Source organism: Curtobacterium sp. USHLN213, assembly GCF_037144815.1.
Lineage (GTDB): Bacteria > Actinomycetota > Actinomycetes > Actinomycetales > Microbacteriaceae > Curtobacterium.
In genome coordinates this window covers 1-25823 of the sequence record NZ_JBBCYQ010000012.1, presented here as the reverse complement: position 1 = coordinate 25823, position 25823 = coordinate 1, and the positions used below count along the sequence as shown (strand labels likewise).

The 25823-nt window shown below is 70.9% G+C and carries 22 protein-coding genes, 1 tRNA gene and 1 pseudogene; 13 read left to right on the top strand and 11 right to left on the bottom strand.

Annotated features, from left to right (window positions below; genetic code table 11):
- Window positions 1-94: 94 nt before the first annotated feature.
- The 5 genes from topA (at window position 95) to WFH25_RS15565 (ending at window position 5583) form a co-directional block, all read left to right on the top strand.
- A complete protein-coding gene (gene topA / locus WFH25_RS15585) occupies window positions 95-2887 on the top strand; it encodes a type I DNA topoisomerase (RefSeq protein ID WP_336698547.1) in 2793 nt (930 codons plus the stop codon).
- Window positions 2884-3519, top strand: coding sequence for a dTMP kinase (gene tmk, locus WFH25_RS15580; protein WP_336698491.1), 636 nt, complete (start codon window positions 2884-2886; stop codon window positions 3517-3519). Before topA ends, tmk begins: the two co-directional genes overlap by 4 nt.
- A 25-nt stretch (window positions 3520-3544) precedes the next feature.
- Complete coding sequence (locus tag WFH25_RS15575) at window positions 3545-4687, top strand: DNA polymerase III subunit delta' (protein WP_071302639.1); 1143 nt, start codon at window positions 3545-3547, stop codon at window positions 4685-4687.
- Between the two features lie 134 nt (window positions 4688-4821).
- Window positions 4822-5466 carry a TetR/AcrR family transcriptional regulator gene (locus tag WFH25_RS15570; protein WP_092386427.1) on the top strand — a complete coding sequence of 215 codons (645 nt, stop codon included), beginning with the start codon at window positions 4822-4824 and terminating at the stop codon, window positions 5464-5466.
- A 44-nt stretch (window positions 5467-5510) separates the two neighbouring features.
- Window positions 5511-5583 (top strand) — tRNA-Thr (locus tag WFH25_RS15565).
- An 83-nt stretch (window positions 5584-5666) separates the two neighbouring features.
- On the opposite strand, the gene WFH25_RS15560 is transcribed toward WFH25_RS15565, so the two are convergent.
- A complete protein-coding gene (locus WFH25_RS15560) occupies window positions 5667-7346 on the bottom strand; it encodes an HAD family acid phosphatase (protein ID WP_336698488.1) in 1680 nt (559 codons plus the stop codon).
- A gap of 168 nt (window positions 7347-7514) precedes the next feature.
- Between WFH25_RS15560 and WFH25_RS15555 the strand changes: the two genes are divergently transcribed.
- The 3 genes from WFH25_RS15555 to WFH25_RS15545 all read left to right on the top strand — a co-directional run bounded on the left by WFH25_RS15555 (window position 7515) and on the right by WFH25_RS15545 (window position 10760).
- Entirely contained in the window at window positions 7515-8495 is a 981-nt protein-coding gene (locus WFH25_RS15555) for a Gfo/Idh/MocA family protein (RefSeq protein WP_336698486.1), read from the top strand.
- 127 nt (window positions 8496-8622) lie between these two features.
- Complete coding sequence (gene dacB, locus WFH25_RS15550) at window positions 8623-10116, top strand: D-alanyl-D-alanine carboxypeptidase/D-alanyl-D-alanine endopeptidase (RefSeq protein ID WP_336698484.1); 1494 nt, start codon at window positions 8623-8625, stop codon at window positions 10114-10116.
- 23 nt (window positions 10117-10139) lie between these two features.
- Complete coding sequence (locus WFH25_RS15545; protein ID WP_336698483.1) at window positions 10140-10760, top strand: isochorismatase family protein; 621 nt, start codon at window positions 10140-10142, stop codon at window positions 10758-10760.
- Window positions 10761-10803: 43 nt separating this feature from the next.
- Here WFH25_RS15545 and WFH25_RS15540 read toward each other — a convergent pair whose 3' ends face one another.
- The 8 genes and pseudogenes from WFH25_RS15540 to WFH25_RS15505 form a co-directional block, all read right to left on the bottom strand.
- Entirely contained in the window at window positions 10804-12624 is a 1821-nt protein-coding gene (locus WFH25_RS15540) for an ABC transporter ATP-binding protein (RefSeq protein WP_336698482.1), read from the bottom strand.
- Window positions 12625-12631: 7 nt separating this feature from the next.
- A complete protein-coding gene (locus WFH25_RS15535; RefSeq protein WP_022907338.1) occupies window positions 12632-12847 on the bottom strand; it encodes a hypothetical protein in 216 nt (71 codons plus the stop codon).
- A gap of 108 nt (window positions 12848-12955) precedes the next feature.
- Window positions 12956-14368 carry an MFS transporter gene (locus WFH25_RS15530; protein ID WP_336698481.1) on the bottom strand — a complete coding sequence of 471 codons (1413 nt, stop codon included), beginning with the start codon at window positions 14366-14368 and terminating at the stop codon, window positions 12956-12958.
- 212 nt (window positions 14369-14580) lie between these two features.
- A pseudogene (gene ribA, locus WFH25_RS15525) lies at window positions 14581-15207 on the bottom strand (GTP cyclohydrolase II); the annotation flags it as partial.
- A gap of 29 nt (window positions 15208-15236) precedes the next feature.
- Complete coding sequence (gene ribD, locus WFH25_RS15520; protein ID WP_092386665.1) at window positions 15237-16289, bottom strand: bifunctional diaminohydroxyphosphoribosylaminopyrimidine deaminase/5-amino-6-(5-phosphoribosylamino)uracil reductase RibD; 1053 nt, start codon at window positions 16287-16289, stop codon at window positions 15237-15239.
- A gap of 90 nt (window positions 16290-16379) precedes the next feature.
- The gene (locus WFH25_RS15515) at window positions 16380-16979 is read right to left on the bottom strand and encodes a GNAT family N-acetyltransferase (RefSeq protein WP_175496049.1); all 600 of its coding nucleotides are present in this window, start codon (window positions 16977-16979) and stop codon (window positions 16380-16382) included.
- 2 nt (window positions 16980-16981) lie between these two features.
- A complete protein-coding gene (gene trpS, locus WFH25_RS15510; RefSeq protein WP_336698479.1) occupies window positions 16982-17992 on the bottom strand; it encodes a tryptophan--tRNA ligase in 1011 nt (336 codons plus the stop codon).
- A gap of 37 nt (window positions 17993-18029) precedes the next feature.
- Window positions 18030-18872, bottom strand: coding sequence for an exodeoxyribonuclease III (locus WFH25_RS15505; RefSeq protein WP_336698478.1), 843 nt, complete (start codon window positions 18870-18872; stop codon window positions 18030-18032).
- A 56-nt stretch (window positions 18873-18928) separates the two neighbouring features.
- Here WFH25_RS15505 and WFH25_RS15500 point away from each other — a divergent pair, with 56 nt between their 5' ends.
- Window positions 18929-19264: a hypothetical protein gene (locus WFH25_RS15500; RefSeq protein ID WP_336698476.1), complete on the top strand. Its 336-nt coding sequence runs from the start codon at window positions 18929-18931 to the stop codon at window positions 19262-19264.
- Window positions 19265-19330: 66 nt separating this feature from the next.
- Here the strand turns inward: WFH25_RS15500 and WFH25_RS15495 are convergent, their stop codons facing one another.
- Entirely contained in the window at window positions 19331-19603 is a 273-nt protein-coding gene (locus WFH25_RS15495; RefSeq protein ID WP_070418429.1) for an HPr family phosphocarrier protein, read from the bottom strand.
- 76 nt (window positions 19604-19679) lie between these two features.
- A complete protein-coding gene (locus WFH25_RS15490) occupies window positions 19680-20450 on the bottom strand; it encodes a DeoR/GlpR family DNA-binding transcription regulator (RefSeq protein WP_071303090.1) in 771 nt (256 codons plus the stop codon).
- Between the two features lie 266 nt (window positions 20451-20716).
- Between WFH25_RS15490 and ptsP the strand changes: the two genes are divergently transcribed.
- From ptsP to WFH25_RS15470, 4 genes are all read left to right on the top strand, one after another.
- A complete protein-coding gene (gene ptsP, locus WFH25_RS15485) occupies window positions 20717-22372 on the top strand; it encodes a phosphoenolpyruvate--protein phosphotransferase (RefSeq protein ID WP_083295279.1) in 1656 nt (551 codons plus the stop codon).
- 65 nt (window positions 22373-22437) lie between these two features.
- The gene (locus tag WFH25_RS15480; protein WP_336698474.1) at window positions 22438-23994 is read left to right on the top strand and encodes a PTS mannitol transporter subunit IICB; all 1557 of its coding nucleotides are present in this window, start codon (window positions 22438-22440) and stop codon (window positions 23992-23994) included.
- Between the two features lie 85 nt (window positions 23995-24079).
- Window positions 24080-24517 (top strand): PTS sugar transporter subunit IIA, encoded by a 438-nt coding sequence (locus tag WFH25_RS15475; protein ID WP_022907882.1) that lies wholly within the window; start codon window positions 24080-24082, stop codon window positions 24515-24517.
- Window positions 24514-25671, top strand: a complete 1158-nt coding sequence (locus WFH25_RS15470; protein ID WP_336698472.1) for a mannitol-1-phosphate 5-dehydrogenase — start codon at window positions 24514-24516, stop codon at window positions 25669-25671. Before WFH25_RS15475 ends, WFH25_RS15470 begins: the two co-directional genes overlap by 4 nt.
- The last annotated feature ends 152 nt before the right edge of the window (window positions 25672-25823 follow it).

Here is a 25823-nt window from a genome sequence, read left to right as displayed (position 1 = left end):
TGGTGTGCCTGTCGGCCCCCGGTCATCGGTGCCCCGGTCGACCCGGACGCGCTCGTCGTCCAGGGCCGACGCGCACCATCGATCAAGGAGACACGTGCCAGGCACGAAGAAGCTCGTCATCGTCGAGAGCCCCGCGAAGGCCAAGACGATCGCGCAATACCTCGGTGACGGATACGAGGTCCAGGCGTCCGTCGGACACATCCGGGACCTCGTCGAGCCCAAGAACCTGCCGGCGGAGCTCAAGAAGGGCTCGCTCGGCAAGTTCTCGGTGGACGTCGACAACGGCTTCGAGCCCTACTACGTCGTCTCGGACGCGAAGAAGAAGACCGTCTCCGAGCTGAAGCGTGCGCTCAAGGAAGCCGACGAGCTCTACCTCGCAACTGATGAGGACCGCGAAGGCGAGGCCATCGCGTGGCACCTGCTGCAGGTCCTCAAGCCCAAGGTGCCGGTCAAGCGCATGGTCTTCCACGAGATCACGAAGGAGGCGATCCAGCGCGCGCAGGAAGCCACCCGTGAGCTCGACACCGCCCTCGTCGATGCGCAGGAGACCCGCCGCATCCTCGACCGTCTCTACGGGTACGAGGTCTCGCCCGTGCTCTGGCGCAAGATCGGTCCGGGGCTCTCGGCCGGTCGCGTGCAGTCCGCTGCCACGCGTCTCGTCGTCGACCGTGAGCGCGAACGTCTCGCGTTCGTGTCCGCCAACTACTGGGACCTCAGTGCGCGCTTCGAGAAGGAGGGCGACGCCGCCTTCACCGCTCGACTCGCGCGGGTCCAGGGGACCCGGGTCGCCTCCGGTCGTGACTTCGACGACCGCGGTGCCTTGAAGGGCGAGGCCGTCCGCCTCGACGAAGCCGCCGCGGCCGCGCTCACCACCGTGCTCGAGCGTGCCGGTGACGCCACCGTCCGCAGCGTCGAGTCGAAGCCCTACACGCGCCGCCCGGCAGCACCGTTCACGACGTCGACCATGCAGCAGGAAGCGGCGCGCAAGCTCCGCCTCTCGCCGCGACAGACCGCCCGTGCGGCGCAGACGCTGTACGAGAACGGCTACATCACCTACATCCGTACGGACTCGGTCAACCTGTCGAAGCAGGCGCTCGACGCCGCTCGCAAGCAGGCAGCGGACCTCTACGGCGCCGCGACCGTGCCGGACAAGCCGCGCGTCTACGCGAGCAAGAGCAAGAACGCGCAGGAAGCGCACGAGGCGATCCGCCCCGCCGGCGACACCTTCCGCACCCCGTCGCAGCTCGAGGGGACGCTGACCGGTGTCGAGTGGCGCCTCTACGACCTCATCTGGAAGCGCACCATCGCGTCGCAGATGGCGGACGCCAAGGGCTCCACGGCGTCGATCGTGCTCGGCATCTCCTCCGGGGAGTCCGTCGAGGGCATCCCGGCCACGGCGAACGGCACCGACGCCGAGTTCACGGCGTCCGGCACGGTCATCACCTTCCGCGGGTTCCTCAACGCCTACGAAGAGGGCAAGGACGAGGACCGCCACGAGTCCTCGGACCGCTCGGGCAACGACGTGGCGCTGCCGGACGTCAAGGAAGGCGAGCACCTCGCCGTCGACGACGTCGTCGCGAAGGGCCACGACACCACCCCGCCGCCGCGCTACACCGAGGCGAGCCTCATCAAGACGCTCGAAGACCTCGACATCGGTCGCCCGTCGACCTTCCCGACGATCAGCCCGACGATCATCGACCGCGGCTACGTGTCGCTGCGCGGGACCCAGCTCGTGCCGAACTGGATCGCGTTCAGCGTGGTCCGGCTGCTGGAGGAGTACTTCGGTGACCTCGTGCAGTACCAGTTCACGGCCGACATGGAAGCCGACCTCGACCGGATCGCGAACGGCGACGCCGACCGGGTCGACTGGCTCAAGGAGTTCTACTTCGGTGGTGGTGACCAGCGCGGGCTCCGCACGGTCATCGACAACCTCGGCGAGATCGACGCCCGCGAGATCAACTCCGTCGAACTGGCGCCGGGGCTGACCCTCCGCATCGGTCGCTACGGCCCCTACATCGAGGTGCCGAGCGACGACCCCGAGAAGCCCCGTCGCGTCAACGTGCCCGAGGACCTCGCTCCCGACGAGCTCACCGCCGAGAAGGCACGCGAGCTCGTCGACGCCCCGGTGCTCGGTGACCGCGTCGTCGGCATCAACCCCGAGACCGGGAAAGAGGTCCTCGCGAAGGACGGCCGGTTCGGTCCGTACGTGACCGAGCGCACACCGGAGCCGGAACCCGCGGTCGACGCCGCGACGGGCGAGGTGCTCGACGCGCAGGCCACGCCGGCCGCCGCCGAGGCTAAGCCCGCAGCGAAGACCACCGCGAAGGGTGCCGCGAAGAAGGCACCGGCGAAGAAGACCACGAAGAAGCCCGCGGCGCCCAAGGAGCGCACGGCGTCCCTCTTCAAGTCGATGGACCCGCAGACGGTCGACCTCGAGACGGCGCTGAAGCTGCTCGACCTGCCGCGGGTCGTCGGCAAGGACCCCGAGTCCGGCGACGACATCACCGCGCAGAACGGCCGCTACGGTCCGTACCTCAAGAAGGGCACGGACACCCGGACCCTGCCGGGCGAGGACGCGATCTTCGACATCGACCTCCCCGGTGCGCTCGAGCTCTTCGCCCAGCCCAAGTACGGCGGCCGCAGCTCGGCGAGCGCAGCGCTCAAGGTGTTCGACGCCGACCCGGTGTCCGGCAAGCCGATCAAGATGAAGGACGGCCGGTTCGGTCCGTACGTCACGGACGGCGAGACCAACGCGACGATCCCGCGCGGCGAGGACGTCGAGGCCGTCGACCACGCCCGCGCCGTGCAGCTCATCGCGGACAAGCGCGCCAAGGGACCGGTGAAGAAGAAGGCACCGGCGCGGAAGCCGGCGGCCAAGAAGAAGTGACCGGCCGGTTCATCACGCTCGAGGGTGGCGACGGTGCGGGCAAGACGACGCAGGCGGAGCTGCTGACCGCCTGGCTCGAGGAGCACGGCCGGACCGTGGTGCGCACCCGTGAACCGGGCGGCACCGACCTCGGCACGCGGATCCGCGAGATCGTCCTGCACGAGCGCGGCCACGTCGCGCCTCGGGCCGAGGCCCTGCTCTACGCCGCCGATCGCGCGCACCACGTCGAGACCCTCGTCCGCCCCGCCATCGCTCGCGGCGACGTGGTCCTGCAGGACCGGTACATCGACTCCTCGGTGGCGTACCAGGGGGTCGCGCGCGGCCTCGGCGCCGAGCACATCCGTTCGGTGTCGGACTGGGCATCGGACGGGCTCACGCCGGACCGCACGATCCTGCTCGACCTCGACGTCACCGTCGGGCGTGCGCGGGTGGCCGCTGCGCGCGGGGACACCTTCGACCGACTCGAGTCCGAGGCCGAGACGTTCCACGAGACGGTCCGCCACGCGTTCCTCGACATGGCAGCCGCCGAGCCCGAGCGCTTCCTCGTCGTGGACGCGTCCGCCCCGGCCACGGACGTCCAGCGCGCGATTCGTGCCGCGGTCGGTCCACTGGTCGGGATCGTCGAGGGATGACGGTGGCGGCTGGCAGGATGATCCCGTGAGCGTGTGGGACGGCCTGACAGGGCAAGAGGAAGCGGTCGCGTCGCTCCGCAACGCGGCCGAATCGCCCGACGGCACCGGTGGCATGACGCACTCGTGGCTGATCACCGGGCCTCCCGGCTCCGGCCGGTCGAACGTCGCGTCCGCCTTCGCCGCCGCACTCGTCGGCAACGGTCCGGACGACGACCACACGCTCCAGCAGATCACCGCGAAGACCCACCCCGACGTCTCGGTCCTGACGACGCAGCGGGTCATCATCACCATCGACGAGATCCGGCAGCTCGTCACGTCGTCGCACTACTCGCCCTCCGTCGGCCGGTACCGCGTGGTGATCATCGAGGACGCGGACCGCATGACGGAACGCACGTCGAACCTGCTCCTCAAGGCGCTCGAGGAACCGCCGGAGCGCACCGTGTGGATCCTCTGCGCCCCGAGCGAGGCCGACCTGCTGCCGACGATCCGGTCGCGCGTGCGGTCGGTCCGCCTCCGCGTGCCGGGCATCGAGTCCGTCGCAGACCTGCTCGTCGCCCGGACCGGTGTGGACCGCGTCCTCGCGATGGACGCCGCACGCCAGGCGCAGAGCCACATCGGCATGGCACAGCGTCTGGCGACCAGCGAGGACGCCCGCGATCGTCGACGCCGCACGCTCAGCACGGTGCTCGGCGTCCGGACCGTCGGAGACGCCGTGATGGCCGCCGCCGACCTGCTCGCCGTCGCCGACGAGGACGCCAAGGCGATCACACAGCAGCGCGACGCCGAGGAACGTGACGCCGCGATGCGCTCGCTCGGCATCGAGCCCGGCGGCACGATCCCGCCGGCACTCCGTTCGCAGCTGCGCCTGCTCGAGGAAGACCAGAAGCGTCGGGCGACGCGGAGCCTCCGGGACGGATTGGACCGGATCCTCGTCGATGTCTCGTCGCTGTACCGTGACCTGTTGCTGCTCGGGCTCGGGGCGCCGGCGGAACCGGTGAACCTCGCGATGCGGGAACAGCTCGACCACGCGCTGCAGTCGGTGACCCCGGCCGCTGCGCTCGAGGTGCTCGACGCCATCGCGCTCGCTCGGCAGCGCATCGCCGCGAACGTGGCGGCCCTCCTCGCGCTCGAGGCGCTGCTCGTCACCATCGCCCGCGCGCGCCGCTGACCCGCGCCCTGGGCCGGACCACCTGCCCGAGGTGAGACGCGGGACGCGCTCGCACCGCGCCTCCAGGCCGTCCCGAACCGCACCCTGTGACGTTCCCCATCCGCCCGCGCCCCCGCGCATGGGACAATCACCGCATGTCCGACGCAGAACCCGGCCTGCGCGAGCGGAAGCGCCGCGCCACCCGACTCGCGATCCAGCAGGCCGCGCTCCGCATCGCGATCGAGGAGGGGCTCGCGGCGGTGACGGTCGACGAGATCTCGCGGCGTGCGGACGTGTCGCCGCGGACGTTCTTCAACTACTTCCCGAACAAGGAAGGCGCGATCCTCGGCGACGATCCCACGCTGCCGGACGACGACACCCTCGCGGACTTCGTGGCCGGTGGGCCGACGGGCGACCTGCTGGCCGACCTCGGGGCGTTGCTCGTGCACTCGACGCGCGAACTCATCGAGGAGCGTGGGCTGATCGAGGAGCGGCAGCAGGTGCTCCGCGCCGCGCCGGAGCTCTTCAGTCGGCGGATGGAGTCGATGAAGGAGTTCCAGGCGGCGATCGAGGGGGCCATCGTGGCGCGCTTCGCGGCGGCTGCGGACGGAGCTCCGGACGCCTCCGGCGAGCCCCCGGAGCGGCGTCGTCGGGCGCGGCTGGCGTCCCTCGTGGCGTTGGCTGCACTGCGGCACGCGTGGTGGGAGTGGTCGGACGCGGGGTCGGACACCCACCTCGTCGACGAGCTCGAACGGTCGTTCGCCGACCTCGACGCGCTCGTTTCGCGTTCGCTCGTCTGAACCTGTATAGTCGTGTCCCGTGCCGCTCCGGCAACGGAGCGTCCGCCGCCTTAGCTCAGTCGGCAGAGCGATTCACTCGTAATGAATAGGTCGTCGGTTCGATTCCGACAGGCGGCTCCGAGAAGCCCCGGTCAGACAGTGTCTGACCGGGGCTTTCTGCTTCCCGAACCGGGTGCCTGCGCGCCCGGCCCGACCCGGCCTCAGGGCAGGTAGTACGTCGGGTTCGGCAGCTTCACGCTCCGGTCCGCCGACCCACCGAGCAGGTCGCTGTACTGGTCGCCGAGGTTCGCCACCACGTCGTACCGCCCACCCGAGCGCGACTCGATGTGCGCACGGGTCTGCGACTTGTACTCGACGGTGGTGCACTTCGCCGTGGCGCAGGTGATGTAGGACGGCTGCTGCGAGGCACCGACGCCGGTCCACTTCGTGTAGTACGTCTGCGTGCCGCGCTGCGTCGCCGCGAACTGCGGGTAGCCGACCTTCTGCAGGTTCTCGATCGTGGCGGTCTTCTGGTCGTCGTTGCGCCCGGTGAGCCCGATGATCGTGCAGCCGGAGCGCTGGGCGATCGACACGAGCGAGGTCATCGACGGGGTGGCGGGGAAGCGCTCGTCCTGCACCCACTCGTCCTGGCGGGCGGGATCGAAGACGAAGTGCATGTCGGCGACCTCCATGTCGTAGGTCCACAGGGTGGTGTCGTCGGCGTCGAGCACGATGGCGGGGTTGCGGTGGAGCTTCCGGCCGACGGTGCACTGGGCGGCGACGACGGGAGCCTGCTTCCGGACGATGGACCGCATCTCGCGGATGTAGGGCGAGTCGGTGCGGTTGGCGAGGCCGGTGCCGGGGTCGCCGTAGTACGTCGCGATGGTCGACTTCACGGAGTCGATGTTCGGGATGCCCTCGCCGCTCTGGGTGGCGCCGGAGGATCCGTCGGCGGCCATGGTGAATTGCGTGCGGGGCGTCAGGCGCGGCTCGGACACGCCGGGCAGGTCTGCCGAGGGCAGGTAGTAGGTCGGGTTCGGCAGCTTAACGGAGCGGTCGGCGTACCCGCCCTGCAGGTCGCTCCACTGGTCACCGACGTTGAGCGCGATGTCGTAGCCGAGGTCCTGCTCGATGTGCTTCCGCGTGAGCGCCTTGTACTCGACGGTCGTGCACTTCGCCGTGGCGCAGGTGATGTACGACGGCTGCTGGGACGTACCGACTCCGGTCCACTTCGTGAAGAAGCGGTCCTGGGTGAACGCGGTGTAGCCGACCTTCGACAGGTTCTGGACGGTGGCGGCCTTCTGGTCGTCGTTCCGACCGGTGAGTCCGAAGACCGTGAACCCGAGCGACTGCGCCCGGTTCACGAAGCCGACCATCGACGGCGTCGCGGGGAAGCGCTCGTCCTGCACCCACTCGTCCTGGCGGGCCGGGTCGAACACGAAGTGCATGTCCGCGACCTCCATGTCGTAGGTCCACAGCGTCGTGTCGTCGGCGTCGAGGACGATCGCGGGCTTCTCGCCGCGACGGACCGCGGCGTCGTGGATGCGCTGCAGCTGGGCGCTCTGCCGGTCGACGATGGACCGCATCTCGCGGATGTAGGGGGAGTCGGTGCGGTTCGCGAGTCCGGTGCCGGGGTCGCCGTAGTACGTCGCGATGGTCTTCTTGACCGAGTCGATGTTCGGGATGCCCTCGCCGCCCTGGCTCGCGCCGGAGGAGCCGTCGGCCGCCATCGTGAACTGCGTCCGGGGCTGCAGCCCCGCGTCGGCCGAGTGTCCTGGCGGTGCCCAGCCGTGTCCGGGCGATCCCCAGCCGTGCGCGGTCGCCGGGGTGACACCGACGAGGGTCGAGGTGATGACGATGGCCGCGCTCGTGGCGACGACGGACCGGACGGATCGGCGCATGGAGGACCTGATCGCTTTCTGCTGGGGGAGCGGCCGTCGGACGCGACCGCGGGACCCCCGTTCAGGGGGTGCAGCAGCACGCTAGCTGGCAATCACCAGTGCAGTCCATACCAAAGTGCTGCGGGTGGACAGCGGTGTGCCGAGCATGGCCCCTGGTAGACAGGTCCCATGACGGTTCGCTGGGGAGTCATCGGTACGGGCGGCATCGCACGGTCCTTCGTGGGCGACTGCACGGCCGCGGGGGTCGAGTTCGTCGCGGTCGGCAGCCGGACGCTCGCGAGCGCCGAGACGTTCGCGGCCGAGTTCGGGATCCCGCGGGCGCACGGCTCCTACGAGGACCTCGTCGCCGACGACGGCGTCGACGCCGTGTACGTCGCGACACCGCACTCGCGGCACGCGGCGGACGCACTGCTCGCCATCGAGGCCGGCAAGCACGTCCTCGTCGAGAAGGCCTTCACGATCACGGCGGACGAGGCCCGCCTGGTGGTCGACGCCGCCCGGCGCGCCGACGTCGCCGTCATGGAGGCGATGTGGACGCGCTTCCTCCCGCAGATGTCGATGATCCGCGAGCTCGTGGCCGAGGGACGCATCGGGCGGGTCCGGCTCGTCGAGGCGACCCACCACCAGGCGCTGCCGTCCGACCCGGCACACCGGTTGAACGACCCGGCGCTCGGCGGTGGCGCGATGCTCGACCTCGGCATCTACCCGATCTCGTTCGTGGTCGACGTCCTCGGCGTCCCCACGTCGGTCGTCGCCGCGGGCACCCTGAGCGAGCAGGGCGTCGACACCCAGATGGGCCTGGTGCTGACGCACGAGGGCGGGACGCAGTCGATGCTCCACTTCGGGCTCGACCTCCGCAGTCCGAACACCGCCTCGGTCATCGGCGAGGACGGCCGCATCGACCTGGACTCGACGTGGTTCACGCCGACGACCTGGCGGCTCCGCGACCGCGACGGGAACGTCGTCGAGGAGTTCGACGGGCGCGAGGAACTCACCGGCTACGCGCACGAGGTCCGCGCGTTCGAGTCGATGGTCGAGTCCGGCACCCACGAGGGCGGTCCGATGGACCCCGAGGAGACCGTCGCGATCATGGCCCTCATGGACGAGGCTCGCCGACAGGTCGGCGTCCGGTACCCGGCCGACGGCTGACGGCTGACGGCTGACGGCCGACGGCTGACGCGACCGACCGACGGCTGACGCCCGGAAGGGCGCGGAACGTCCGGATCCGGAAAGTGGGCCTGGAGGCTCCTCCCGCAGTTCCGTAGGATCGTTCGCGATGTCCGACCAGCAGCCTTCACCGCGCGGCGTCGCGGACCGCCTCCGCGACGCGCGCACCGCCGTCCGCGCCTCGTTCGCCCGCCGCCCGGTGCCGTGGATCGCGGGTGGCCTCGCGGCCGTGCTCGTGCTCGGGTCCGGCGGTGCCGTGGCCGTGGCAGCGGCGACGATGCCCACCCCGACCACCACGGCGGCCGCGACGGCGTCCGCCACCGCGTCGAGCAGCCCCGCACCGACGACGGCCGCCCCCACCCCGACACCGACGCCGAGCGGCCGCGCGGTGCCGGACGACGCCGCGGGCCCCTCCGCCCTCCGGACGTGCACGATCACGAACGCCGCCTCGGCGAGCGGCCTCGGCGCGTTCGAGGGGTACGTCATGAACGCGAAGACCGGCGAGGTGCTGTTCTCGCGCAACGGTGACGAGGCCGCACAGACCGGCAGCGTGATGAAGACCCTGACGACGGCGACCGCGCTGGCCGTCCTCGGCGGCGACCACCGCATCCCGACCACCGTGACGAAGGAGTCCGGCGGTGCGATCGCCCTCGTCGGCCACGGTGACGCCACGCTCTCGGCAGGCGGAGCGACGGTGTACCCGGGTGCCCCGACGCTCGCGCAGCTCGCCCAGCAGGTGAAGGCGAAGCTCGGCAACACCCCGGTGACGACGATCGTCACGGACGACACGTACTGGAACGACGCCGACGCCTGGGACCCCACCTGGCCGGTGAGCGAGCGGACGATCGGCTACCAGCCGAACGTCACGGCGCTCATGGTCGACGGTGACCGCGCGAACCCGGGCGCCCAGACGTCGCCGCGCTCCACCGACCCGGTCGGTCGCGCCGGGGACCTGTTCCGCACGGCCCTCGCGAACGCCGGGGTCGCCGGTGCGGGGAACGCGCAGATCGTGCAACGTGCCACGACCAGCACGGACACGATCGCCACGGTCTCCTCGCAGCCGGTGTCGACGCTCATCGGGCAGATGATCCCGAACTCGGACAACACCCTCGCCGAGATGCTCGCGCGGATCTCGTCGAAGGAGTCCGGCTCGGACGGCTCCGCAGCCTCGCTGACCGCCGTGTACCAGGCGGCCCTGAAGTCGTACGGCGTCGACCCGGCCGGCATCGTCATCAAGGACGGCTCGGGGGAGAGCGCCGCGAACGCCGTGTCGCCGAACTTCGTCGCGCACCTCATGGTGCAGGTCGCCGCTGGTGCGAAGGGCCTCGGGACGCTCGCGAACGCCCTGCCGGTGTCCGGGCAGTCCGGCACGCTGGCCAGTCGGTTCACCGGGGCGAACGCCGTCGCCCGGGGCAAGGTGCACGCGAAGACCGGGTGGATCGACAGCGCGAACACCCTCGGCGGCTACATCGACGCGGCCGACGGAACCCGCCTGACGTTCGCCTTCTACGCGATCGGGTCCTCGCGGGCCGCGGCGCTGCCCGCACTCGACGCGGTGACGGCAGCGACGTACTCGTGCGGGAGCAGGCTCACCGGCTCCTGAGGCCGCGGGTGTTGGATGGACACATGTCCAGGGCACTCCTCGTCGTCGACGTCCAGAACGACTTCACCGAGGGCGGTGCCCTCGGTGTGACCGGCGGCGACGACCTCGCGCGACGCATCACGGCGTTCCTCGGTCGGCACGCCGACGAGTACGACCTCATCGTCGGCTCCCGCGACTGGCACCACGGCGACGACGACAACGGCGGCCACTTCGCCGGTCCCGAGGGACCGGACTACGAGAAGACCTGGCCGGTGCACTGCGTCGCCGGGACCCCGGGGGCCGAGTACCACCCGCGGCTCGACACCGCTCCGATCGACGTGCACGTCTTCAAGGGGCAGGGCACGCCGGACTACTCGGCGTTCCAGGCGCGCACCGAGGGCGGCGTCGGGCTGCCCGAGGTCCTCGCCGAGCACCGCGTCGTGACGATCGACGTGGTCGGCATCGCCACCGACCACTGCGTGCGCGCCTCGGCGCTCGACGCCCGTGCGGCCGGCTACGACGTCGCCGTGTACGACGACCTCGTGGTCGGGGTGGACGAAGCCCGCAGCGAGCGGGCGCTCGACGAGATCCGCGCCGCAGGTGGGCACGTCGACCACAGCGACATGGACGAGGGACTGGCGAACCCCGGCGGCGCGCTCCTCTGAGCGCGGCGCACCGTCGTCCGACCCCGACCCCGGCCGCGCACGCTCAGACGAGCAGCTGGTGCTTCGCCAGGTCGCGGTAGAGCGGCGTCGACTCGACGAGTTCCGAGTGGGTCCCGACGCCGACGACCCGGCCGTGCTCGAGCACGACGATCACGTCCGAGTCCACCACCGTGGACAGACGGTGCGCGATCACGAGCAGCGTGCGGTCCTCGGCCACGGCATCGATCGCGAGGCGCATCTTCTGCTCGTTGACGCCGTCGAGCGACGAGGTGGACTCGTCGAGCAGCAGGATCGGCGGAGCGGCGAGGAGTGCCCGGGCGATCGCGAGCCGCTGCCGTTCACCGCCGGAGAGCATGACGCCGTCCTCGCCGACCTGGGCGTCGAGGCCGCGGGGGTCGCGGTGCAGGACCTCGCCGAGGTTGACGGCCTCGAGCACGCGCACGCAGTCGTCCTCGGTGGCGTCCGGTGAACCGAGCAGCAGGTTCGCCCGGATCGTGCCGGCGAGCACCGGAGCGTCCTGTTCGACGTACCCGATCTGCGCGCGGAGCTCGGCGCGGTCGAGGCCGCGGAGGTCGACGCCGCCGAGCCGGATGACGCCGTCGGTCGGGTCGTAGAACCGTTCGATGAGGGCGAGTGTGGTCGACTTGCCCGCGCCGGACGGACCCACGAGTGCGACCCGCGATCCGCGGGGGACCCGGAAGGACACGTCGTGCAGCACCACGTCGTCGGAGGCGGTGTCGTCGTCGACGGCCGGCTCGGCGCCGTCCGCACCGGAGGCCTGGGCCGGACGCGCGTACCGGAACGACACGTGTTCGAAGGCGATCGCGTCGTCGCTCTCCACCGCGGCGGCGACGCGGACGGCCTGGTCGTCCTGCGCCTCGGTCGGGAGGTGCAGGATCTCCTCGATCCGGCCGAGCGCACCGAGCGCCTGGGCGACGGCGACGGCAGCGCCCATGGCCTGGCCGAGCGGCATGATCATCATGAAGAGCAGCAGGATGAACGTGATGAGCGTCGCGATCGTGATGGTGCCGGCTGCGACCTGCGCACCACCGACGCCGAGGACGGCGATGAACGCGACCTGCATGACGATGCTCGCGACCGGGACGACGAACGCCGACATCCGCGCGATGTCGAGGCCACGACGGTAGGCCTCGGTCGCGTGGCCGTCGACCTCGTGCACCTCGCGCTCGGTGGCACCGGCGGCACGGATCGTGCGGACGGCACCGATGCCGCGTTCGACCGCCGCGGTGAGGTCGCCGACCTTCTCCTGCGCGCGCTTCGACGCGACGCGGATGCGGCGGCTGAGCCCGCCGACGACGACGATCGCGACGAGCACGATGACGACGACGATGCCGAGGAGCAGCGGGTCGATGACGGCCATCGCGATGATGGCGCCGATGAACGTCAGGGCGCCGCCGATCGACTCGATGAGGCCCTGCGTCAGCACGGCGCGCAGCAGGGTCGTGTCGCTGCCGACGCGGGAGACGAGGTCGCCGGTGCGGCGCGTGTCGAACTCGGAGATCGGCAGGTTGAGGATGCGCGCGATGAGCTTCCGCCGGGTGGACAGGACGACGCCTTCACCCGCGCGCTGCAGCAGGAAGTGCTGCACACCGTTGAGGACGCCCGCGACGATGACGAGTCCGACGAGCAGCCAGACGAGGGTGCTCAGGGTGTTGCCGTGCTGGACGGCGGTGATGACCTGGTTGACGAGCAGCGGCTGCGCGAGGGACGCACCGGCACCGAGGACGCTCAGCACGATGATGACGACCATCGCGGGCTTGTTCTCGAACAGGTAGCTCAGCAGTCGGCCGAACGTGGCGCGGGGACCGTCGGTCTTCTTGGGTCTGGCGAAGGGGGAGCTCATCGTGTTCCTAGTTTCTGCCGTACTTCTTGTGCACTGCCTGGCGGCTGACGCCGAGCAGCGTCGCGATCTCCTGCCACGAGGCGCCGGCGTTCCGGGCACGTCGGGCCGCGAGTTCCTCGGTCCGGTCGAGCTCACGACGGAGTTCGCGCACGCTGGCGAGGGCGGAGAACGGGTCGTCTCCGGCTGCGCCGGCGGCGAGGCTCGTGATGGTCGGTCGGTCCACGCGTGTCAACCTACATTGACGCACCGACGGATGTCAACCCGGGTTGACGACGGACGGGAGGCGCGGTGCCAGCCGGCACCGCGCCTCCCGTCCGTGCAGGTGGTCGCGTCAGACGCGCGCGTCCACCGGTGCTGCGTCCGGTTCACCGGCGGTGTCCGCCGCGTCGAGCGCGGCGCTCTTCGTCTCACGGATGAAGAACAGGGCGACGAGCGTCACGACCGCGGCGATCGTGAGGTAGAGCCCGACCAGGAAGATGTTGCCGTCCGGCTGCCACAGCGCGAGCGCGATGGTCGGAGCGAGCGAAGCGCCGAGGATCGACGCGACGTTGTAGGCGATCGCCGAACCCGTGTACCGCACGTTCGTCGGGAAGAGCTCCGGCAGGAGAGCGCCCATCGGACCGAACGTCAGGCCCATCAGCGACAGTCCCACGATCAGGAACGTCACCACCGTGATCGGACCGGTCGACGCGGCGAACCAGAACTGGAACGTCAGGCCGAAGAGCGCGATGCCGATCGTGGTCGGGATGAGCGTGCGACGACGGCCGAACTTGTCGGCCAGGATGCCTGCGATCGGCGTGAAGATGCCGAAGAACACGACGCCGATCATGAGCAGCGTGAGGAACTCGCCACGGGTGTAGCCGAGGCCGATCTTCGGGACGAGGGGGCCGGCCTCGGCGCCCGTGGTGCCGTAGGACAGCGTGAACGTCGTCATGAAGTAGAAGAGGACGTAGGTCGCGACCATGCCGAAGGTGCCGACGATCACGGCGCGCCACGAGGTGCGGAACACCCGGCCGAGCGGGACCTTGGCGACCGAACCGGACTCCTGGACGCCACGGAACACCGTCGACTCGACGAGCTTGAACCGCACGTAGAGGCCCACGATCACCAGGACGGCCGACAGCAGGAACGGGAGTCGCCAGCCCCAGGCCTGGAAGTCCGGGTTCGGGGTGCCGTCGGCGCCGGCGGGCATCGCCGCGTTGATCGCGATGAACAGGCCGTTGGCGAGCAGGAAGCCGATCGGGGCACCGAGCTGCGGCATCGAGCCGAACACCCCGCGCTTGCCCTTCGGCGCGTTCTCGGTCGCGAGCAGTGCTGCGCCCGACCACTCGCCACCGAGCCCGACGCCCTGGGCGAAGCGCATCACCGCGAGGAGCACCGGCGCCCAGATGCCGATCGAGTCGAACGTCGGCAGGCAGCCGATGAGGAACGTCGCGGTGCCCATCACGAGCAGGGACGCCACGAGGGTCGCCTTGCGGCCGACGCGGTCGCCGAAGTGGCCGAAGATGATCGAGCCGACCGGGCGGGCGAAGAACGCGAGGGCGAACGTGACGAACGAGGACAGCTGCGATGCCGTCGGGTCCTCGTTCGGGAAGAAGAGCGTCGGGAAGACGAGGACCGCGGCGGTCGCGTAGACGTAGAAGTCGTAGAACTCGATGGAGGTGCCGACGAGGCTGGCGATCACGACGCGGGAGCGCGGGTTGCCTGCGGTCTTCGGGGATGCGGGTGCCGGTGCGGCGGACATGGGGTGAGGAGACTCCGTGGATGACGCTCGGGGGGAGCGCAGCGGTGTTCCGGACGGCGGACACCGATCGGTTCGCGCGGGGTGGCGCGGGCACTGATCGGGTGCGTTCGGTTCGTGGTGGTGTACCGCTTGTGACGGGGGCCACCATCGTACGACAGATGTCGTGAACCTGCGAATCCGCTGGATCGTGACCGGGCCGGGCCGGCGCTCGGTCAGGCCAGCGGGCTGCCCGCTTCGAGGTGCGCGGGGAGCTGGTGCCCCATCCGGTCGCGCTTCGTGTCGAGGTACGCCGCGTTCTGCGCGGAGACGCCGACGACCAGCGGCACCAGGCTCTCCACCGTGATGCCGTGCTCCTCGAGCTGGCGGCGCTTCTCGGGGTTGTTCGACAGGAGGCGGACGGTGGTGATGCCGAGGTCGGCGAGGATGCCCGCCGCGCCGCCGTACGCCCGCGAGTCGGCGGGGAGACCGAGCGCGAGGTTCGCGTCGAGCGTGTCGAGGCCGTCCTCCTGCAGGCGGTAGGCCTTGAGCTTGTTGATGAGACCGATGCCGCGGCCCTCTTGCCCGCGGAGGTAGATCACGACGCCGCCCTCGGCCGCGATCGTGTCGAGCGCGGCGTCGAGCTGCGGGCCGCACTCGCACTTGAGGGACCCGAACGCCTCGCCCGTCAGGCACTCCGAGTGCACCCGGACGAGGGCGCCGTCGCGCGGTGCTGCGCCGTCCGGGCCGGTGGCGATGATCGCGACGTGCTCGGCGCTCGTCACGAGGTCGCGGTACGCGCGCATCTCGAACGTGCCGTGCGTGGTCGGGACGTTCGTCGACACCTCGAACTGGACCGGGCTCCCGGGGGTGGGGGAGGTGAGTGCATCGGTCATGTGGTGCTCCGGTCGTTCTGGGGCCCCGCGATCCCGGGCTCGGCCGCCGCCGGCCGGGGTGCGCGGTGGGGTCGGGCTCGGACCAGCAGGTCGGGGCCGAGGCTGGTGGTCGATAGTACGTCCAACCGGCGACGCTCGCCGATGCTTCCCACACCGACGTCACCGAGGGCAACGCGGGGGCCGCCGAGCAGGACGGGCGCGAGGTAGACGAGGTACTCGTCCACCAGACCGGCCGCGATGAGCGCCGAGGCGACGGTGGGCCCGCCCTCGACGAACACCGAGTGCACGCCGTGGTCCCGCAGTGCGTGGAGCGAGGCGGCGAGGTCGTGGCCGGACAGCGTCAGCAGGGCGCGAGGGTGGCGGCGGACCGCGGCGTCGTCGGGGACCGGCCGGGCGCCGAACACCACCGGGACGGGCTGGTCGGCGAGGAGTTCCCCGGCGTCGCCCCGCGCGGTGAGGCTCGGGTCGTCGGCGAGGACCGTGCCCGTCCCGACGAGGATCGCGTCGTGCGCGGCGCGCTGTTCGTGGACGTGCTGGCGTGCGGCCGCACCGGTGATCCACTGGCTCGTGCCGTCGGCCGCCGCGGCCCGGCCGTCGAGGCTCGATGCCCACTTCACCGTCACCCACGGGCGTCCGAGGCGCACCGAGAGGAGCCAGCGCTCGAGGAAGTCCTCGACCTCGTCGGCGAGGACGCCCGAGACGACGTCGACTCCGCCGGACCGGAGTCGCTCGGCACCCCCGTGGGCTGCCGGCCCGGGGTCGTCGACGGCGTACACGACGCGGCCGATCCCCGCTTCGAGCAGGGCGACGGCGCACGGACCGGTGCGTCCGGTGTGGTTGCAGGGTTCGAGGGTGACGACGGCGGTCGCGCCGACCAGGTGTGCGGGGTCGACCTTCGACATCGCGTCGACCTCGGCGTGCGGGGTACCGGCGCCCTTGTGCCAGCCCTCGGCGAGGACCGCTCCGTCGGGGGAGAGGATCACGGCGCCGACGCGGACGTGGTCACCGACCGCGGGGCCGAGGGCCGCGAGCTCGAGGCCGCGGCGCATCGCACGGAGCTCGGCCGGCGAGACCGAGGGGTGCGCTGCGGGGGAGGCCGCGGAGTCCGACGGCCGAGGGGTGACGGTCACGGTCCGAGACTATCCGCGAACGGTCGGTGACGCGTCATCCGGGCGTGCCGTCGTCGTCTCGGCCGGCCACGGCAGGTCGGACGCGGGAGCGCCGTCGGCCCGCCGGAGCCCCTTCCACGCCGTCGTCGGAGCGCCGTCCCGCCCGGGGATGAGCGCGTCGCCGGTGCCGGTGTACGAGAACCCCGCGGCACGGGCGACCGAGGCCGAGGCGGTGTTGCCGACGTAGCACTCCCAGTACACGTCCGGCGCACCCTGCGCGAAGGCCCAGTCGAGCACGAGGCCGACGGCGTCGTGCATCAGCCCGGCCCCGCGTGCGGAGGGTGCGAGCCAGAAGCCGAGGTCCCGCCGCGCCGTGCGGTACCCGATGATCCCCTCGAGCCAGGTGGACCCCGTCCGACGGATCGCCCAGGTGTACTCGCGGTCGGAGGCCCAGCCCGGACCGACGAGCGCGTCGACGAAGGTCGTGGCGTCCCGGGCGGTGTACGGCGTGGGGATCGTCGTCCATCGCACGATGTCCGGGTCTTGGCAGGCCTCGGTGATCGCCGTCGCGTCCGCCCGGGTGGGCACGTCGAGGTGCACCCGGGCGGACGACAGCGTGACGGGGCGCACGGTCAGCGCCGGGTGCGGGGCACGAAGCCGATGCGCTCGTAGACCTTCGCGAGGGTCTCGGCGGCGATGGACTCGGCACGCTCGGCGCCGACGGCGAGGAGCCGGTCGAGCTCGGCCGGGTCGTCGAGCAGCTCGAGCGTGCGGGCGCGCACGGGCTCGAGCTCGGCCACGACGGCGTCGGCGACCTCGCCCTTCAGGTCCCCGTAGCCCTTGCCCTGGAACGACTCCTCGAGCGCGGCGACCGCGGTGCCGGTGAACGCCGAGAGGATCGACAGCAGGTTCGTCACGCCCGGCTTCGCCTGACGGTCGGCCCGGATCTCCCGCTCGGTGTCGGTGACCGCCGAGCGGATCTTCTTCGCGGTGCGCTTCGGGTCGTCGAGCAGGCGGATGAGGCCGTTGTCGGACGCGGCCGACTTGCTCATCTTGCTCGTCGGGTCCTGCAGGTCGTAGATCCGCGCCGTGTCGGTGAGGATCCGGGCCTCCGGTACGACGAACGTGTCGCCGAACCGCGAGTTGAAGCGCCCGGCGAGGTCGCGGGTGAGCTCGACGTGCTGCCGCTGGTCGTCACCGACCGGCACGACCTTCGTGTCGTACAGCAGGATGTCCGCCGCCATCAGGATCGGGTACGTGAAGAGCCCGACCGACGCGGCTTCGGTGCCCTGCCGGGCGGACTTGTCCTTGAACTGGGTCATCCGGCTCGCCTCGCCGAAGCCGGTGAGCGTGTTCAGCACCCACGCGAGCTCGGCGTGCGCCGGGACGTGCGACTGCACGAAGAGCGTCGCCTTGGTCGGGTCGATGCCCGAGGCGATGTACTGCGCGGCCGTCGCCCGGGTGTTCGCGCGGAGCTCGGCCGGGTCCTGCGGGGACGTGATCGCGTGCATGTCGACGACGCAGTAGATGGCGTCGTAGTCGTCGAGCAGCGTCCGCCACTGCATGAGCGCGCCGATGTAGTTGCCGAGGTGGAGGGAACCGGCCGAGGGCTGGATGCCCGAGAAGATGCGCGTCTTGGTCATGGTGCTGTCCTGTGCTGGAGAAGTGTGGGGGTGCGGGTCAGAGTTCGTAGTCGACGACCACGGGGGCGTGGTCGGACCATCGCTGGTCGTACGCGGCAGCGCGGTCGACCGTGTACTGCGTGACCTTCGCGGCGAGCTCCGGGGTCGCCATCTGGTAGTCGATCCGCCAGCCCGTGTCGTTGTCGAACGCCTGGCCGCGCCACGACCACCACGTGTACGGCCCCTCGACGTCGCCGGCCTGGGCGCGACCGACGTCGACCCAGCCGAGACCGGGCCCGGTGGTGCCGTCGGCGCCCTCGACCTCGGCCCCCTGCTCGCCGAAGAACCGCGAGAAGTAGGCACGCTCACGCGGCAGGAAGCCCGCGCGCTTGACGTTGCCCTTCCAGTTCTTGATGTCCCGCTGGTCGTGCCCGACGTTGAGGTCGCCGACGACGACCGCGAGCGGGTTGTGCTCGCGGAGCTTCGGCAGCCGCTCGGTCATCGCGTCGAGGAACTTCCACTTCTCGTCCTGCTTCGGGGTGTCCACCTCGCCCGAGTGCACGTACGTCGAGACGACCGTCACCGTGGTGCCGCCGATCTCGTAGTCGGCCTCGAGCCAACGCCCGGCGGAGTCGAAGTCGTCCGCACCGAGCGCGACGCGGTGCACGTGCGCGCTGTGGCGGGAGGCGATCGCGACGCCCGCCCGACCCTTCGCGGTGGCGGGGTCGTGCACGATGTCCCACTCGTCGCCGAGGAGCCCGGCGAGGTCGTCGCTCGACGCGCGGACCTCTTGCAGGGCGAGCACGTCGACGTCGCGCGTGGCGAGCCAGTCGCCCATGCCCTTCCGGAACGCGGCACGGATGCCGTTCACGTTGACGGATGCGAGGCGCAGGCAAGTCATGCAGAACACCCTATCGGCGGGTGCCGACACGACAGCGACGGTCGTAGGCTCGCGCCGTGACCGTCGTGATGACCGTGGGGGAGCTGCTCGCCGCGTTCCGTCCCGTGGCCGAGCAGATGCTGCGTCCGGACGAGTTCCGTGCGGCGGAGTTCTGGGTGTACAGCGACTGGTCCGAACGACTGCGGCGGGTGGTCGACACCGAGGTCGCCGACGAGGGGATGGCGCTCGCCTGGTCGGTCGCCGGCGACGACGGCGACTCCTGGCTGTGGCTCCGCGACGGGGAACCGGAGATGCTGCTGAAGATCGCCGACGACCTGCAGGACTTCATCGCTGAGAGTGCCTTCGCCTGGGGCGAGCTGCGCCCGATCCCGCCGCTGGGGCAGGAGCAGTAGGGGCGACCGGACGACGGACGGGAGGCGCGGTGCCAGCTGGCACCGCGCCTCCCGTCCGTCCTGTGGTCAGGCCGCGTCGTGGTCCGTCTTGAGGAACTCGACCAGGCTGTCCGCGGTGGTCTCGGCGTCGTCGCCGTTCACCGTGAGGGTGACCTCGTCGCCGTTCTCGATGCCGAGCCCGAGGAGCGCGAGGATGCTGCCGGCGTTCCCGGACTTGTCGCCCTTCGCGATCGTGACCTGGTGGCCGGACGCGGTCACGGTCTGGACGAAGAGGGAGGCCGGGCGTGCGTGCAGGCCGGACGCGCTGGCGACGGTGACGGTGCGGGTGGCTTCGGACATCGATGTACTCCTGTCGATGGGTGGTTGGCTCATGGTAGCGAGCGCGGGGTGGGCGGTTCCGGGGCGGGACGCAGGGTCAGTCGCGGCCGGGCCAGAAGACCTCGGTGCCGGCGGCCTCGACCTCGCGGACGAGGTCGGCGTTCACGCCGGGGTCGGTGATGATCGTGTCGATCGCGGCGAGCGGGGCGACGCGGCCGAACTCCTCGCGACCGAACTTGGTGTGGTCGGCGAGCAGGATGCTGCGGCGCGCGGACTTGATCATCGCGGACTTCACGGCGGCCTCGGCCATGTTGTGCGTCGTGAGGCCGCGCTCGGGCGTGATGCCGTTGATGCTGATGAACGCGACGTCGACGCTGACCATCCCGATGAGCTGGTGCGTCCACGTGCCGACGCCGGCGAGCGAGTCGCTGCGGATGTTGCCGCCGAGCAGGTGCAGGTCGATGCCCGGCCGGTTCGCGACCGCCATCGCCACGGGTAGGGAGTGCGTCACGACGGTGAGGCCACGGTCGGTCGGGAGCATCTCGGCGAGGCAGATCGTCGAGGTGCCGGCGTCGATCATGACCGACCCGTTCTCGGGCAGCTCGCCGAGCGCGGCCTCGGCGATGACCATCTTCTCGGCCTGGTTGATGCCGCCACGGTCGCCGACCCCCGGGTGCAGGGTGATGCGTTCGACGGGGATCGCGCCACCGTGCGCACGTCGGACCAGCCCGCGCCGCTCGAGCGAGGTGAGGTCGCGGCGGATCGTCTCCGGGGTCACCTCGAGCAGCTCGGCGAGGTCCTTGACGTCGACCCGGCCCTGCGCACGCGCCTGTTCGACGATGCGCTGGTGGCGCTCTGGTGCGTACATCGGGGCCTCGTCGTCTCGGAAGCGGTGGGGGAGTCGGAACGGAACGGACACGACCGGGCACGTCTTCGGCGACCGCGACCCGAACGGATCCGCCACCAGACGCAAACGGGCATCTGTTTCTGCATTTTTATCCCCGGATGTGTTTGTTTGTCAACGTGGATCGGGGTATGGTGCTGCTCAGCCGCACCGGCGGGGTCCCGTCTCCGCGCTGCGCGCACCGAACGAACCACCCCACCGCAAGCGCGCGTGAGATGAAGGAGTCTCGAATGTCCGAACTGCTCGGCACCGGCGTCGGCCGTGGCGTCGCCCACGGCCCCGTGCTCCGCATGGCCGACCCGCTCGGCGAACCGTCGAAGGACGCCCTGACCGGTTCGGCGGACGACGCGAAGCAGGCCGTGGCCGCCGCGATCGCAGCGGTGGCGGAGGACCTCAACAAGCGGGGGCAGCTCGCCGGCGGGGACGCCCAGGCCGTGCTCGAGGCGCAGGCGCTCATGGCGCAGGACCCGACCCTCCTCGACGACGTGCACGCCCGCATCGACGGCGGCACCAACGCCGAGCGCGCCGTGTTCGAGGCGTTCGGCCAGTTCCGCGACCTGCTCGTCTCGATGGGCGGGTACATGGGGGAGCGTGCCGCCGACCTCGACGACGTCGCCCAGCGCATCATCGCCAAGCTCCGCGGCGTCCACGCCCCGGGTGTGCCCGAGTCGGACACCCCCTTCGTGCTCGTCGCCCGTGACCTCGCGCCGGCCGACACCGCGCTCCTCGACCTCGACAAGGTCCTCGCCCTCGTCACGCGTGACGGCGGCCCGACCTCGCACACGGCGATCCTCGCCCGCGCCAAGGGCATCACCGCGATCGTCGGCGTGACCGGCGCGGACGACCTGTCCGACGGCACGGTCGTCGTCGTGGACGCCGCCGCCGGCACCGTCGTGACCGACCCGTCGGCCGAACTCGTCGCCGACGTCGAGCAGCGCATCGCCGACCGCCTCGCCGCGGCCGCAGCGCCCCTGACCGCCGGCGCGCTCGCCGACGGGCACACCGTCCCGCTGCTCGCGAACCTCGGCAGCCCGGCCGACGCCGCGGGCGCCGTTGCTCTCGGTGCGGAGGGCGTGGGGCTCTTCCGCACCGAGTTCCTCTTCCTCGACTCGCCGAAGGCGCCGACCGTCGACGAGCAGAAGGACTCCTACAAGCAGCTGCTCGAGGCCTTCCCGGGCAAGAAGGTCGTCGTCCGGGCGCTCGACGCGGGTGCCGACAAGCCCCTGCCGTTCCTCACCGACAAGGACGAGGAGAACCCGGCCCTCGGTCGACGCGGTCTCCGGGCGCTCCGGAACCACCCCGAGGTGCTCCGCGACCAGCTCACCGCGCTCGCCCAGGCCGACGCCGAGACCGAGGCCGACCTCTGGGTGATGGCCCCGATGGTCGCCGACGCCGAGGAGACCGAGTACTTCGTCGACCTCGCCCGCGAGCTCGGGATCCGCACCGCCGGTGTGATGGCCGAGGTCCCCTCGCTCGCGCTGATGGCCGAGCAGGTGTTCACCTCCGCCGACTTCGTGTCGATCGGCACGAACGACCTGACCCAGTACACGATGGCCGCCGACCGCATGCTCGGCACCGTTGCGTCCTACCAGGACCCGTGGCACCCCGCCGTGCTCCGCCTCGTCGCGCAGCTCGGCGCAGCGGGTGCGGACGCCGGCAAGCCCGTCGGCATCTGCGGCGAGGCAGCGGCCGACCCGCTGCTCGCGGTCGTGCTCGTCGGTCTCGGCGCCACGACCCTCTCCATGACCCCCGCGGCCCTGGCCGACGTGCGCGCCGAACTCGGCAAGCACACCCTCGACCAGGCCCGCGAGATGGCCCAGGCGGCACTCGCCGCGAGCACGGCGGCGGCCGCCAAGTCCGCCGCGGCCGCGACGCACGCCGCCTGATCCGAACCCCCAGCACCACCTCCCCTCCACACGCAGCAGCAGCACCTCACAGAAAGTCACCGCACATGACAACGTCGTCCGTTGCAGCGCCCGACGCTCCCGCGAAGTCGCGGGGCGGCGCACGCGTCGCCGTTCAGAAGTTCGGCACGTTCCTCTCCGGCATGGTCATGCCCAACATCGCGATCTTCATCGCGTGGGGCATCATCACCGCCTTCTTCATCGAGACCGGTTGGACGCCCGTGGGCATCCTCGGTGGCTTCGGTGAGACGGGCGGCGTCGCGAACGTCGGCCTCGTCGGCCCGATCCTGACCTACCTCATCCCGCTCGCGATCGCGATCCAGGGTGGCCGGATGGTCTACGAGACCCGTGGTGCGGTGGTCGGTTCGATCATGACCATGGGTGTCATCATCGGCGCCAACGGCACGACGATGATCCTCGGCGCGATGATCTGCGGGCCGCTCGGCGCGTACCTCATCAAGCAGATCGACAAGCTCTGGGACGGCAAGATCCGGCCGGGCTTCGAGATGCTCGTGAACAACTACGCGGCCGGCATCCTCGGCTTCGGGTTGGCCATGGCCGGGTTCTTCTGGCTCGCGCCGCTGTTCAAGCTCATCGCCGAGGGCCTCGGCGACGCGGTGAACTTCCTCGTCCAGCACTCGCTGCTCCCGCTCGCCAGCGTGATCATCGAGCCGGCCAAGGTGTTCTTCCTCAACAACGCCATCAACCACGGTGTGCTCGACCAGCTCGGCGCGCAGCAGGTCCAGGAGTCCGGCAAGAGCATCCTCTTCCTGCTCGAGGCGAACCCCGGCCCGGGTCTCGGCATCCTGCTCGCCTTCACCTTCTTCGGTGTCGGCATCGCCCGCTCGACCGCTCCCGGCGCGATCATCATCCAGTTCCTCGGCGGCATCCACGAGATCTACTTCCCGTACGTGCTGCAGAAGCCGGTCCTGTTCATCGCCGTCATCCTCGGTGGTGCCACGGGCGTCGCGACCAACGTCGCGTTCCACTCCGGTCTCGTCGCCCCGGCGTCGCCCGGATCGATCTTCGCGGTGCTCGGTGCAACGGCGAAGGACAGCTTCCTCGGCGTCATCCTCTCGGTCATCCTGTCCGCAGCGGTGTCGTTCGCGGTCGCGTCGTTCTTCCTCATCGCGACCCGTAAGCGTGACCTCGCGAACGGCGGCGGCGACATGAGCGCCGCGATGGCGAAGCTCCAGGCGAACAAGGGCCGCGACGTCAACGCCGCGACCTCGGGCCTGCTCGGCAACAACTCCCCGGCGAACGAGGAGGAGGCCGAGGCCTCGCTCGGTGGCGTCGGTTCGGCGACCACCGCGACCGCGACCCGCGTCCAGAACCTCGTGTTCGCCTGCGACGCCGGCATGGGCTCCAGCGCGATGGGCGCCAGCGTCCTCCGCAACAAGATCAAGAAGGCGGGCATCGAAGGGGTCACGGTCTCCAACAAGGCGATCGCGAACCTCTCCGGTGACGAGGACCTGATCATCACGCAGGAGGAGCTGACGGAGCGCGCGAAGCAGAAGAACCCGAACGCACAGCACGTGTCGGTCGGCAACTTCATGAACGCGCCGCAGTACGACCAGGTCGTCGAACAGCTCAAGAACCAGTAACGAAGTGCAGTATCGGAGGGGACGGGCCACGGCTCGTCCCCTCCACACGTCCACGACGCCACGTCACGAAGCAAGGAGAACCCCGATGCCCGTCCTGCAGGAGAGCCAGATCCGGATCCACACCGAGGACACCGCACCGACCAAGTCGGAGGCGATGAAGGAGGCTGCCGAGATCCTCGAGGCTGCAGGCGCGGTCACGGCGGACTACTACCCGGCGATGCTCGAGCGCGAGAAGAGCGTCTCGACCTACATGGGGAACTTCCTCGCCATCCCGCACGGCACGAACGACGCGAAGGACGCCATCAAGTCCTCGGCGCTGTCGTTCATCCGCTACGCGACCCCGATCGACTGGGACGGCAACCCCGTCCGCTTCGTCGTCGGCATCGCCGGCGTCAACAACGAGCACCTCGACATCCTGTCCAAGATCGCGATCGTGTTCAGCGACGAGGACGAGGTCCAGAAGCTGACCGACGCGCCGGACACCGCCGCGATCCTGTCGATCCTCGGCGAGGTCAACGAGTGAGCACCCCCACCGCCGTCCACTTCGGCGCGGGCAACATCGGCCGCGGCTTCGTCGGACTGCTCCTGCACGAGGCCGGCTACGAGGTCGTCTTCGCCGACGTCGCCGCGCCCCTCATCGACGCTCTCGCCGCTGCCGACTCGTACACCGTGCACGAGGTCGGTCAGAACGCGCGCGACCACGAGGTCACGAACTTCCGTGCCCTGAACAGCGCCCAGGACGAATCGGCCGTCGTCGCCGAGATCGCCACGGCGTCCATCGTCACCTGCGCCGTCGGACCGAACGTCCTGAAGTTCATCGCGCCGGTCATCGCGAAGGCGCTCCAGCAGCGCGACGCGGACGCCGCGCCGATCGCCGTGATGGCGTGCGAGAACGCCCTCAACGCCACCGACCGCCTGCGCGAGTTCATCGTCGAGGCGCTCCCCGCCGACGTCCGCGACCAGGCCCTCGCCAGGGCTGTCTTCGCGAACACCGCGGTCGACCGCATCGTCCCGGCGCAGCCCGAGGGCGCCGGCCTGGACGTCACCGTCGAGACCTACTTCGAGTGGGCCATCGACCGCACGCCGTTCGGCGGGAACGAGCCGGAGATCCCCGGCGCCCACTACGTCGACGGCCTCGCCGCGTCGATCGAGCGCAAGCTCTTCACGGTGAACACCGGGCACGCGACCGTCGCGTACCACGGCTTCCTCGCCGGGGCGGACAAGATCTCGGACGCCATCGCGATCCCCGCGGTCCGGTCCGAGCTCGAGTCCGTGCTCGCCGAGACGAGCGACCTGCTCGTCCGCCGCCACGAGCTCGACCCCGAGGTGCACCGTGCGTACGTGCAGGCCATCATCGGGCGCTTCGAGAACCCGCACCTGCCCGACACCGTGACCCGCGTCGGCCGACAGCCGCTGCGCAAGCTCTCCCGCGACGAGCGCTTCGTGTCGCCCGCCGCCGCCCTCGCCGAGGACGGCACGGAGCCGACGGCGCTGCTCGACGCCATGGGCGCCGCGCTGCGTTTCGACGTGCCGGACGACGAGCAGAGCGTCGAACTCCAGGCGCTGCTGCGCTCGGACCGGAGCGACGCCGAGGTCGTGACCGAGATCACCGGGCTCGACGAGCAGCACCCGCTGCACGCCGCGTTCGCGGACCGGGTGCGGTCCGCGCGCGCCTAGCGTCCTCGACGCATCCACCTGACGGACTGGAGGCGGGGGGGGGGGGGGGGCCCCCCCCCCCCCCCCGCCGGCCCCCACCCGCGGCCCCCCCGGGGGGCCCGCGCCCCCCCCCGGACCCCCCGCGCGGCCCCCCCGCGGGGCGCGGGCCCCCC